Genomic DNA, 10,848 nt, shown 5'->3' with positions numbered 1-10,848 from the left:
GCAGGGGTGCGGGAAATCAGCACCTGGGAAGATATCGGGGTGTCTGATCCCGGAAACTTCTCGTTCACCGTCGGTAACCGCCTCGACGGACGGCACGGCCGTTCGGGTGTGATCAGCACGCCGCACGGCGAGATCGCCACGCCCGCGTTCATTCCGGTGGGCACCAAGGCGACGGTGAAAGCCGTGCTGCCGGAGACGATGCGGGAGATCGGGGCACAGGCGCTGCTGGCCAACGCCTACCACCTGTACCTACAGCCGGGATCCGACATCGTGGACGAGGCCGGTGGGCTGAGCAAGTTCATGAACTGGCCGGGACCGACCTTCACCGACAGCGGCGGCTTCCAGGTGATGTCGCTGGGCGTCGGGTTCAAGAAGGTGCTCGCGATGGAGGCGGTCGACGTCCGCAGCGACGACGTGATCGCGAAGGGCAAGGAGCGGCTGGCCACCGTCGACGACGACGGCGTCACCTTCCGCTCGCACCTGGACGGTTCGAAGCACCGGTTCACCCCCGAGGTGTCGATGGGCATCCAGCACGAGCTGGGCGCCGACATCATGTTCGCCTTCGACGAGCTCACCACGCTGCTCAATACCCGCGGCTACCAAGAGAAGTCGTTGCAGCGCACGCACGAGTGGGCGCAGCGCTGCATCGACGAGCACGAGCGGTTGACCGCGGCCCGCACGCACCGCCCGTACCAGGCACTGTTCGCGGTGATCCAGGGCGCGCAGTACGAAGACCTGCGGCGCAAGGCCTGTCGCGAACTGGAGGCGATCCGCGGTAGCGGCGGCACCGGTTTCGACGGCTACGGCATCGGCGGCGCGTTGGAGAAGCACAACCTGGGCACCATCGTCGGCTGGTGCTGCGACGAACTGCCCGAGGACAAGCCGCGGCACATGCTCGGCATCAGCGAGCCCGAGGACATTTTCACCGCCGTGGAGAACGGCGCCGACACCTTCGACTGCGTGAATCCCTCCCGGGTCGCGCGCAACGCCGCCATCTATGTGGCCGAGGGCCGGTTCAATATCAACACCTCACGTTTCCGTCGCGATTTCACCCCCATCGACGAGACCTGCGATTGCTACACCTGCGCCAACTACACCCGGGCCTACCTGCACCACCTGTTCAAGGCGAAGGAAATCCTCGCCGCCACGCTCTGCACGATCCACAACGAGCGCTACACGATCCGGCTCGTCGACCGCATCCGCGCCAGCATCGAGGGCGGCTATTTCGACGAGCACAAGGCCGAAACCCTCGGCCGCTGGAAAGGGCGGATCGCGACGCCGTGACGTGCGCGCCCTGACCGCGGCCGAGGACGAATCAGCTGAGTAGCGCGGAGGTTTCGCTGGGCGCGTAGGTCGGCTCGTGCTTCTTCAGCCACGCGATGACGCGATAGGTGATCGGCAGCACGATGACCTCGGCGAGGGTCTTCCAGAGGAAGCCGACGATCACGTAGTTGACGAACTGGCTCCACGAGTCGATGCCGATGGCGGTGGCGGCGATCGAGCAGAAGATCAAAGTGTCGCCGAATTCGCCGACCACGGTGGAACCGATCAGCCGCGCCCACAGGTGCTTTTCCTTGGTCTTTTCCTTGATCAGCACCAGCGTCGCGGAGTTCAGCATCTCGCCGACGAAGTAACCGGCCAGGCCGGCGGCGACGAGCTGGGGCGTGGTGCCGATGACGGTGCGGAACGCGTCCTGATTCTCGTAGAAGCTCGCGGCGGGCAACTCGATCGCGATCTTGAAGCACACCACGGTCAGCAGCAGCACGCCGAAACCGTAGTAGATGGCCCGGCGGGCCGATTTGAAGCCGTAGATCTCGCTCAGCACATCGCCGAGGATGTAGGCGAGGGGGAACAGGAACCAGGCGCCGTCGGTGCTGATCGGCAGCACCTCGATCGGGCCGATTTTCACCGAGTGGTCGGTGAAGAACTGCACGCCCTTGGTCGCGCAGATATTGGAGATGATCAGGGTTGCCGTGAACAACGCCACGATCGGTGTGTAGTACCCCCGCGCCACCTGGGCAAATGCCGCATGTTCCGGTGCGGGGCGCCCAGGTTCTGGGACTTCGGTTTCATTGAGCTGACTCACGGGCTTCATCCAACCAGGTTGTGGAATACCCTGTAGCAATGACGAATCCCGGCGATTCCGACGAATGGTGGAAACAGTACGGTGGCCAAGGCGTGTCGCCGGAATCGGGGGCGTCCAGCTCGGTTCCGCAATACCCGAACGCTGAGCAACCATCCGGATACCCGTCGGCGCCGCAATACCCGCAGCAGCCCGCCCAGCCGATGACACCCCCGCCGCAACCGCAGTACCAGCCGGGGTATCAGCAGCCGCCCGCCCAGCCCTATGGACAGCCGCAGCCGAACTACGGGTACCAACCCGCGTATCAGCCGTACGGGATGCCGCAGCAGCAGGGCACCAACGGCATGGCGATCGGCGCGCTGATCTCCTCGCTGGTCGGCTTCTTCACCTGCGGTATCGGCTCGATCGTCGGCATCATCCTCGGCGTCGTCGCGCTGGGGCAGATCAAGCAGACCGGTCAGGAAGGCCGCGGCATGGCGCTGGCCGGCATCTGGATCGGCGTCGGCATGATCGTGCTCGCCGTCCTGTGGTTCGTCGTCGTGATCATCGCGGGGGTCAGCGGGGCCTGACCCGCGAAAACGTCAGGGGCGCACCCGGAATCGGGTGCGCCCCTGCTCGCGTACTGCGGCCGATCGGCGTCAGGCCTTGACGACCTGGGTGCCGCCGGCGAACTTGTCGTGCCAGCCCTGCTTGTTCGGGTCCTGCGAGATGGTGACCATGATGTAGATGGCGAGCACCAGCGAGACCAGACCGCCGACGCACGGGATGATGTTCGCCGCGACGAACACGTTGCGCTTCAGCGAGGTCACCGGATCGATCTTGGCCGCGCCGCCGGGCGCGAGCACCTTCAGGCCGAGCACCTTCTTGCCGAGCGTGGTGCCCTGCGAGGTCTCCATGCCGACGAAGTAGCCGAGCTGAACCAGGGTCCAGAGCAGGCCGAGGCCGATGGTCAGGCCGAGGCTGTTCTTCACCAGGATGTAAATGATGAAGTACGGGATGTAGAGGATGAGGGCGTCGATGACACGCGCGCCGATGCGGGTGCCGAGGTCACCCGGCTGTCCGCCGTAGTTGTTGAAGCCGCCCGGTTGCTGCGGGTACTGGCCGTACGGATCCTGCGGCTGCTGGCCGTACTGGGGCTGCTGGCCGTATTGCGGCTGCTGGCCGTACTGGGGCTGCTGACCGTACTGGGGCTGCTGGCCGTACTGCGGCTGCTGACCGCCCTGGGGGAACTGTTGGCCGCCTTGCGGATATTGCTGGCCGCCTTGCGGATATTGCTGGCCGCCTTGCGGGTACGGCTGCCCATACGGCTGCCCGCCCTGCGGATACTGGTTGGGGTCGTACCCACCGCTTGTCATAGTTGTTTGTCCTCGTCGAGTGATCAGTAGTTGGACGAATGCGTACGTTACGGACATCGACTGCGTTGCAACAACCCATTCCCGTCGAGTATCCACGGTTCGCGCGGCAGATGTGCCGGGTCGAAACTGTCGAGGAGCTCTGCCGACGAGGTCGCCGCGTAGCCGAGCGAGGCGGCGATCGCCGCCACTATCTGTTCGGGCGTGTTGCCGAGGGCCACCTGGTCCGCGAGGGTCACCGCGCCGTCCCGTTTGGCCAGCCGCTTGCCCTCGGTATTGAGCACGAGCGGGACGTGGGCGTAGCGCGGGACCGGTAGCTCGAGCAGCGTCGCCAGATAGGCCTGGCGCGGGGTGGAGGAGAGCAGGTCGTCGCCGCGCACCACCTGATCGACGCCCTGCGCCGCGTCGTCGACCACCACCGCGAGGTTGTACGCGGGAACGCCGTCGCCGCGCCGCAGCACCACGTCGTCCACCGCGCCGCGGTAGCGCCCGTGCAGTTCGTCGACGATCTCGAATTCGGTCGCCGTGGACCGTAGCCGCAGCGCGGCCGACCGTCCTTCGGCCAGGAACGCGGCTCGTGCCTGCGCGGTCAGCGTGCGGCAGGTGCCCGGGTAGGCGCCCATCGGCCCGTGCGGCGCCGTCACCGCCTGCTGTATTTCTCTTCGCGTGCAGAAACATTCGTACGTGCGCCCGGCGGCGGTGAGCCGATCGATCGCGGCCTGGTAGAGCGCGAGCCGCTCGGATTGCCGGACCACCGGGCCGTCCCAGTCCAGGCCGATCGCGGACAGATCGGCCAGCTGACGTTCCTCGGCGCCCGGTCGCACCCGATCGAGATCCTCCACCCGGATCAGGAACCCGCGACCGGTCGATCGGGCGAAGGCCCAGGCGAGCAAGGCGGTGCGCAGGTTGCCCACGTGCAGGTCCCCGGACGGGCTCGGGGCGTAGCGGCCCGCGCCCGGTTCAGGCACGAGCCCGATTTGTCAGAAACGACGGGTGCACGCACGTCATCGTAGAGGTCAGCCGCACAGCCGCGGTTTGAGCTCCTCGGGTGCGATCGGGCGTCGCGCGTCGACGGCGGCGAGCAGCGCCTCGGCGTAGGCGATGAGCCCGGCGCGGTCGATGCCGTACGGGGCGTCGGCGTCGTCCTCGGGCCGGAACTCGGTCAGGCGGGTCACCGCGCGGGTCAGCAGGGTGCGCGCGCCCTTCGGATTACCGCGCTGGATGTGTGTGACACCGACAGCGAGCTGCGCGAGCGCCTGCCACAGCATCCGTTCGGCGAACGGTCCGTTCTTCCACGCGGCCTCTAATACCTCGTGCGCGTTGAATGCCAAACCGTCGTCCAGCAGTTGCTGAGCGAAGGTGAGTGTTTGCTGCGGGGGTAATTCAAGATCATCGGGAATTCGGGCAACTCCGACACTTCCGGACGGCAGTGGGCGCCCCAACCGGTCTCGCGGACGAGAGTTCCGGGCGCGACCTGCATCGTCGCGATCGCGGTCAACCATGCCTTCCATCATGCCCGGTGCCGGCGATGTCGTCGATGAGACGTTGTCCAAAGAAAGAATATTTGACGGATCACGGAGCAATTACATCACCGCAAAAGTCACCCGAACAGTGCCGACCGGAATGCTTACTACTGGCTGGCAATGTTTCCGCAACTGGGCATCTTCGCAAACGTGGCAGATACGATGATTTAAAAAGCAAGAATCGGGCAAACTTTCGATAGACCTGCTACTGTTTAGCGCGCGGGGGCAACCTCGTGGGGCGCATTGGCCCCGAACGTACCGTGCGATGACGACGCACCGTGGAGTTGCGCGCTTCCATCAGGCGCACAGGGGATTCGGCGTTCTGGCCGAGTGCCGGTGCTAGTTAGAACGAAGTCAGAAGGAATCTCGTTCTCGACGCAGCAAAGGAGCTAGTGCCGTGGAAGTTGATTTGACTGATGCTGTGTGGCGCAAGAGCACATACAGTGGCCCCGACGGAAACTGTGTAGAAGTCGCATTTCTGATCGACGGCGAAGTCGCGGTCCGAGACACCAAGGACAACGGATATGGCCCGGTGCTCGCGTTTGCCCCGGGGCAGTGGGATGCGTTCCTAACCGGAGTTGCGCAGGGGGAGTTCGGGCGCGCCTGATAACCGCAGGTCACCCAACTAGGCAGTACGGGCCCCGGGTCGGTACGGACTCGGGGCCTTCGCATTGCCTGCCGCATTTCAGCTATCGGACGAACCGTTCCCGTGGGAACCATTGCCGTTGCGCTGATCTCGTTCCTGGTAATCGCGCAGCACCGCGAGTTGTTTGTGTTCTTCGGCGTGGTCGGTTTCGTGATTGCGCTCCGACTCCTGCCAGGGGTCGGCTCGCAGGAAGCTGCCGGTGCCGGGCTTGCCGGCCAGGCCGAGCTTGCTCATCTTCTTGGGGACCGGTGCGCCCTGGTACGCCAGCGGGATCGGGTGGCCGTGCTCGTCGACCGGGCCGAGCGGCTGGTGGATCTCGATGTACTCGCCGTGCGGCAGTCGCTTGATCACGCCGGTCTCCACGCCGTGTTCCAGCACTGCCCGATCGCTGCGCTGCAAGCCGAGGCAGACGCGGTAGGCGACGAAGTAGGCCAGTGGCGGCAGCAGGAGCAGGCCGATCCGGCCGGTCCAGGTGGTCGCGTTGAGCGAGATGTCGAACTTGTAGGCGACGATATCGTTCACGCAGGACAGCGTGAGCACCACGTAGAAGGCGATCGCCATCGCGCCGATCGCGGTGCGCACCGGCACGTCACGCGGACGCTGCAGCAGGTTGTGGTGTGCGGCGGTGTCGCGGGTGAGCCGTTTCTCGATCCACGGGTAGGTGATCAACACCGTGAACACCACGCCCATGAGCAGCGCGCCCCAGACCGGCGCGGGCACCGTGTAGCGGCCCAGATACAGCTCCCACGGCGGGATCAGGCGCATCATGCCGTCGGTCCACATCATGTAGAAGTCCGGCTGCGAGCCCGCGGAGATCTGTGCGGGGTTGTAGGGGCCCATGGTCCAGATCGCGTTGATCTGGAAGACGCCGCTCATGATCGCGACGATGCCGAGCGTGAAGGCGAAGAACGCGCCCTGATCCAGCGAGAACACCGGGACGATACGAGCGCCGATCACGTTCTTCTCGGTGCGGCCCGGACCGGGGTACTGGGTGTGCTTCTGATACCAGACGAGTGCGATATGCGCGGCGATCAACGCGAGCATGATGCCGGGGAACAACAACACGTGCGCGATGAACAGGCGCGGAATGATGATGGTGCCCGGGTAGTCGCCGCCGAACATCAACCAGTGCAGCCAGGTGCCGATGATCGGCATGCCCAGGGTGATGGACGAGAACGCGGCGCGCAGGCCGGTGCCGGAGAGCAGATCGTCGGGCAGCGAGTAGCCGAAGTAGCCCTCGAACATGGCCAGGATCAGCAGCAGCGAGCCGATCACCCAGTTCGCCTCACGCGGCTTGCGGAACGCGCCGGTGAAGAACACGCGGAACAGGTGCACGATGATCGACGCCGCGAAAAGTAGTGCGGCCCAATGATGTACCTGCCGGACGAACAGTCCACCGCGCACCTCGAAGGAGATGTTGAGCGCCGTCTCGTACGCCCGCGACATGGTGACGCCGCGGAGCGGCTGGTAGGACCCGTCGTAGACGACCTCGGTCATCGACGGGTCGAAGTAGAGGGTCAGGTAGACGCCCGACAGCAGCAGAATGATGAAGCTGTACAGCGCGATCTCGCCGAGCAGGAACGACCAGTGGGTCGGGAAGACCTTGTTGATCGACCGCTTCAGGAACGCGGCGGCGCGATATCGCTCGTCGGCGGAGTCCGCCTGTGCGCTGACCTTGTTACCAAGTTGAGTTGCCATATCCGACACCCCGCCCACGAGAAGTGATTTGCTTCTACTACAGACGGTAGCAACGGATCGTGCCCGAATCGATGGTTTTCCCGGATGATCTTGTAAATCAAGATCATTCGCGAGCTTCGCAGACCGGCGAACAGGGCGATAACGTGGGGTTTTCCGGGGTTCGGCGCAGTTGGGCCAAGATCGCGGCCGGACGGCCGTTTGTACGCGCTAAAAGTGGGTATCGTCTTGTGCTGTCAAACAATTCGTGAATTTTATGTCAAGTTCGATTCGGGGTTCGCTATTTGTGCTTCCGAGTGTCCTGGAAGCTGGTTCCGGACTCGGGAGAGCGATGGTCCGGAGGTTTCGTTACTGTCGGGCGGTGCGCAGGATGGCCCCGCAGGACGCGACGATGTACTGGCTGGCGGGCTGCACGCGTAACGACCTGTTCCTGCTGTACTGCTTCGACGATGCCGGGCACTCGTTCGAGCGACTCCGTGCGGATATCGCGGAACGTGTCGCGACCATCGACGCACTACGCGTCCGGGCCAGGGCTGTGCCGGGCGATCTCGACTATCCGTCCTGGGCGCCCGCCGGGTTCGACGCGGAGCAGGTCGTAGAACACCCACTGGCACAGCCGGATCGGCGGCATCTCGAAGCGGCGCTGGGGGACGTGGTCGGCAGCGTGCTCGATGCGGGTGTGCATCCGTGGCGGTTGCATATCTTTCGGGGAATCGTCGGCTTCGGGGATCGGGAACGTGCGGCGGACTTCGAGGGAGCGCCGCCGATCGGGCATGGGCCTGCGCTGGTGGCGGTGCTGCAGATGTCCCATGCGCTGGCCGATGGCAGGCGGGCTGCTGAGATCGCGCGAGAGCTGTTCGCTGCGGCGGAGGCCGTCAGTGCCCTGCCGATTGCCCGCGAGCCAACGGGTGCGCTCGGCGTGGTGCGATCAGGGGTGAACAGTGCGCATTGCGACAATCCTGTCGCCATGAGGCAAGCGTCGGTCCGGGCAGCCAGGGCGGCGGCCACTGGCATGCTCCGTATACCGGTTCATCTGGCCGAGAACGGAATTCGGCGCTATCGGTCCTTCCGCACGCAATGCGCGTCTGCTGGCTGCGGCGTGGCAGACCGGCAGAGAGAGGCCGCCAGTTCAGGAGTTGTGGCTCGTTTGGTTGCGCGGACGGCCCTTACGTCGTGGGTATTCGCGCCCTGGGTGACCGCGGCGATCGCAGTGCCTCGTCTGCCGATCCGAATAGTGCGGACGGCGTATCGCGGATACCTTGCGTTCCAAGCCCAGCGGGAACTCGCGAACCTGACCGCGGCGGGCGAATTACCGGAGCCCGGCGAAGGTTTCGTGCCGAACCGGGTCAACCGCATCGAGGCAGACGGTGCTGCCGTGCATCGTGTTCGGATGCTCGTGTGCGAGGCGTCGGCGTTGCGCGTGCCTGGCCGGACGGTCACCGTCGTCGTGCTGACCGCGGTGTCCCTGGCGCTCGTCCGCTACCTCGAATTGCACGGTGAGCAGGTGGATCGGCTCGGCGCACAGGTGCCGATGGCGCTGTCGGATACTGCGAAAGCGCAGGCGCACAACAATTATCGCAGCCTCAGCGTCGACCTGAGTGCCGACGTCGCAGACCTACGTGCGCGCGCCGACAAGATCACGGCGACGTTGCGCGACCGCCGCGTCCGCGCGCAACACCCGTTGCTCACCGCGCAGGATCGGGTCACCGAGGTCGTCCCCGCACCCCTGCTCCGCCGCGATATCGCCCGCTATCCGCTCGACGTCGTCCCCGAGTCCATCGCCGGCCACACCGTGGTTTCCAGCGTGCACCGCGGCCCGGCGGACCTCACCTTCGGCGGCGGTCGCGTCCGCTGGACCGCCGGTTTCCCCGCCATCGGCTCCGTCATGCACCTCACCCACGGTGTGCACGGCCTCGGCGACACCATCACCATCTCCCTTCACGCCGACCAGGCGACCATCCCGGACCTCGACGTCTACGCGGAACTGCTCCGTGTTGCCCTGGGCGAGGTCACGCGCGGCCTGAAAGCGGAATTGGTCGACTGATCATCAGGTAATGGTGGCGGCATCGACCGAGAGCCCGCCGCCACCATTACCTGGTGATCAACTGTCCAGGTTCGGGCTGCGGCTTTCGATGGTTATGGCCTGTGGTCCGTGCACAGGCAGGCGTCGCCGGGCGCCGGTATCCGGACGGATCTGTTCACCCCGTCTGCGGCGCACAGTTCGTCCCCGTACAGGGGCATCGCCGACTACCGGTCCGTGCGCATCGGCGACAACGAGCACCGGGACGTCGCTTGGGGTATCGCACTGCGCTCCCGGAAAGTCAGAAGATCGCCGGGCTGATCGCGTTCTACAACGGGATGGTCGACATCTATCTCGACGGCGAACTTCACCGAACGCCCGCGCACACTGTTCGATTGATCGCCCGATTTCCTGTGGCCGGCGAAACCGTCGGCCAGTGCCGTTGCGTCGCCGGCACGGTGGACGTCCAGCCGCTGCGGGAACACGGTCAACGGCCGGATGGGACCGTGATCTCGTCGCCCCCCGGACTGAACGTGGCGGGTGGCGAGCTGAACGTGGCGGGTGCCGAACCGAACGTGGCGGGTGGCGAGCTGAACGTGGCGGGTGCCTAACGGCCGTCGTGGTGGGGCGCGCCAGCCGCAACGACCAGGGCTAGGCCCGTGATCCCGGCGATGGCCGCGACCATCGACCTTCCCGGTGTCGGCAACTTCGATGTTCCTGTCCCGCAAGAACATCGAGGCTTCGGCCCAGCAACTCGATCGGCAGATCGAGCAGGCTGTCTCGGCGACGCCGAACGCGCAAGCCCCCGGCGTCCAGCAGCTTGATCCGGATCTCCGGACCGGAAGCCTCGGCCTACGTGTGCGGTTTGTGCCAGACCAAGGAGTAGCGCCAGAAGAGGCGGCGGCGGACTTGTGCGCCGGGGAGCAGGGTGTGTACTTGGTCGCGTACCTGGCGGGTGGTCAAAGGTGGGTCGAGGCGGACCGGCATGTCGGCGTGGGTTGGTTCGCGGGCGTGCCGGTCGCCGAGGCCGAGTTTGCGTAGTAGTGCGAAGGTGCCGCCGAGTACGCGATGCCCAAGTGCGGCAAGAAATTCGGTGGGCAATTCGCGGGGCAGGTCGGTGCGGGGTAGAGCGACGGCGGCGAGCACACCGCCGGGGCGCAGTGCGTCGGCCAGGACCGGAAGTACTTCGTCGAGGGGCAGGTGGTGCAGCGTGCTGATGGAGACGATCGTGTCGTAGGTCGCGGGCGGAAACTGCTGTTCCAGGATGTCGCCGAGGATGCACGTGACGTTCGCGGGCACCACCTGTTTCGCGGCGTCGATCATCACCGGGGACCGATCGAGCGCGTCGACCCGTTCGGCCCGCCGGGCCAGCACGGCGGCGAAGGCACCCGCCCCGCAACCCACATCGAGCACCCGCGACATGTTCTTCGGTAGCTGACGCAGCAGGAGCCGGTGGTAGAAACTGTTGTGGTTCCAGTCGATTCCGGTCACCGCATCCACTCTGCCACGAGGATCATGCCGACCTCACA

At 65.5% G+C, this 10,848-nt stretch carries 12 protein-coding genes; 6 read left to right on the top strand and 6 right to left on the bottom strand.

All coding sequences use genetic code 11. The features are described 5' to 3' along the window. Positions 1-39: 39 nt before the first annotated feature. Positions 40-1,284, top strand: a complete 1,245-nt coding sequence (gene tgt, locus TY25_RS07615; protein WP_172595733.1) for a tRNA guanosine(34) transglycosylase Tgt — start codon at positions 40-42, stop codon at positions 1,282-1,284. A gap of 31 nt (positions 1,285-1,315) precedes the next feature. Here tgt and TY25_RS07610 read toward each other — a convergent pair whose 3' ends face one another. Further along, positions 1,316-2,095 (bottom strand): queuosine precursor transporter, encoded by a 780-nt coding sequence (locus TY25_RS07610; RefSeq protein WP_042255097.1) that lies wholly within the window; start codon positions 2,093-2,095, stop codon positions 1,316-1,318. 29 nt (positions 2,096-2,124) lie between these two features. Here TY25_RS07610 and TY25_RS07605 point away from each other — a divergent pair, with 29 nt between their 5' ends. Beyond that, entirely contained in the window at positions 2,125-2,652 is a 528-nt protein-coding gene (locus TY25_RS07605; protein ID WP_052382863.1) for a DUF4190 domain-containing protein, read from the top strand. 69 nt (positions 2,653-2,721) lie between these two features. On the opposite strand, the gene TY25_RS07600 is transcribed toward TY25_RS07605, so the two are convergent. The 3 genes from TY25_RS07600 to TY25_RS07590 are packed head-to-tail and all read right to left on the bottom strand — an operon-like array spanning position 2,722 to position 4,937. After that, positions 2,722-3,438 (bottom strand): RDD family protein, encoded by a 717-nt coding sequence (locus tag TY25_RS07600; RefSeq protein ID WP_042255096.1) that lies wholly within the window; start codon positions 3,436-3,438, stop codon positions 2,722-2,724. A 47-nt stretch (positions 3,439-3,485) separates the two neighbouring features. Next, a complete protein-coding gene (gluQRS, locus tag TY25_RS07595) occupies positions 3,486-4,403 on the bottom strand; it encodes a tRNA glutamyl-Q(34) synthetase GluQRS (RefSeq protein WP_042255095.1) in 918 nt (305 codons plus the stop codon). A 48-nt stretch (positions 4,404-4,451) separates the two neighbouring features. After that, positions 4,452-4,937 carry a DUF309 domain-containing protein gene (locus TY25_RS07590; RefSeq protein WP_042255257.1) on the bottom strand — a complete coding sequence of 162 codons (486 nt, stop codon included), beginning with the start codon at positions 4,935-4,937 and terminating at the stop codon, positions 4,452-4,454. 418 nt (positions 4,938-5,355) lie between these two features. Here TY25_RS07590 and TY25_RS41505 point away from each other — a divergent pair, with 418 nt between their 5' ends. Further along, positions 5,356-5,565: a DUF397 domain-containing protein gene (locus tag TY25_RS41505; RefSeq protein WP_014981068.1), complete on the top strand. Its 210-nt coding sequence runs from the start codon at positions 5,356-5,358 to the stop codon at positions 5,563-5,565. 78 nt (positions 5,566-5,643) lie between these two features. Here the strand turns inward: TY25_RS41505 and qcrB are convergent, their stop codons facing one another. Continuing rightward, positions 5,644-7,302, bottom strand: a complete 1,659-nt coding sequence (gene qcrB / locus TY25_RS07585) for a cytochrome bc1 complex cytochrome b subunit (RefSeq protein WP_042255093.1) — start codon at positions 7,300-7,302, stop codon at positions 5,644-5,646. Between the two features lie 367 nt (positions 7,303-7,669). Between qcrB and TY25_RS40390 the strand changes: the two genes are divergently transcribed. The 3 genes from TY25_RS40390 to TY25_RS43605 all read left to right on the top strand — a co-directional run bounded on the left by TY25_RS40390 (position 7,670) and on the right by TY25_RS43605 (position 9,930). Next, positions 7,670-9,343: a WS/DGAT domain-containing protein gene (locus TY25_RS40390; protein WP_052382862.1), complete on the top strand. Its 1,674-nt coding sequence runs from the start codon at positions 7,670-7,672 to the stop codon at positions 9,341-9,343. Positions 9,344-9,451: 108 nt separating this feature from the next. Continuing rightward, positions 9,452-9,640: a DUF427 domain-containing protein gene (locus tag TY25_RS43920; protein ID WP_226887095.1), complete on the top strand. Its 189-nt coding sequence runs from the start codon at positions 9,452-9,454 to the stop codon at positions 9,638-9,640. Beyond that, a complete protein-coding gene (locus tag TY25_RS43605) occupies positions 9,592-9,930 on the top strand; it encodes a DUF427 domain-containing protein (RefSeq protein ID WP_042255092.1) in 339 nt (112 codons plus the stop codon). Before TY25_RS43920 ends, TY25_RS43605 begins: the two co-directional genes overlap by 49 nt. Before the next feature lie 241 nt (positions 9,931-10,171). Here the strand turns inward: TY25_RS43605 and TY25_RS07565 are convergent, their stop codons facing one another. After that, entirely contained in the window at positions 10,172-10,810 is a 639-nt protein-coding gene (locus TY25_RS07565; protein WP_226887094.1) for a class I SAM-dependent methyltransferase, read from the bottom strand. Between the last annotated feature and the right edge of the window lie 38 nt (positions 10,811-10,848).

It is taken from the genome of Nocardia brasiliensis NBRC 14402 (assembly GCF_000308475.2).
GTDB classification, from domain to species: domain Bacteria; phylum Actinomycetota; class Actinomycetes; order Mycobacteriales; family Mycobacteriaceae; genus Nocardia; species Nocardia brasiliensis.
Note: the sequence above shows the minus strand (reverse complement) of the source record. Positions and strands in the feature narration are given on the sequence as shown.